Genomic DNA, 347 nt, shown 5'->3' on the forward strand with positions numbered 1-347 from the left:
CGCCTTCCGCTCGGACTTCTTCGAGTCCGACGTCGCCGTGGGCGATGCGACCTCCGGGGTGCTGGTGATGATGGGCCCGCTGAGCGCCGAGGACCGGCTGGCGACCTTCACGCACGAGTTCGCGCACGGACTGCACTACGCGGCCGCCCCGCTGACCTCGTTCGACGCACCGCCGGTGGCGGTGTACGAGGGGTTCGCGACGTACATCGAGCTGCGCACCGGCATCACCGACATCCGCTGGCTGCAGGAGCAGGAGGTGAAGGATCTCGTCGCGTCCCAGGGCGTGGCGGCGCTGTCCGACCAGGCGCTCACCGAGGGCGACGACGCGTGGCTGTCGTACATCGCGG

Annotated in this window: 1 protein-coding gene; it reads left to right on the forward strand. The window is 70.3% G+C overall.

Features of this window, described 5'->3' with window-relative positions; genetic code table 11:
• Window positions 1–347 (forward strand): hypothetical protein (locus KI686_RS15995; RefSeq protein WP_237590325.1); only part of this gene is annotated, 347 nt, incomplete at both ends.

Origin of the sequence: Polaribacter sargassicola (assembly GCF_021991835.1) — a bacterium.
Classification (GTDB): domain Bacteria; phylum Bacteroidota; class Bacteroidia; order Flavobacteriales; family Flavobacteriaceae; genus Polaribacter; species Polaribacter sargassicola.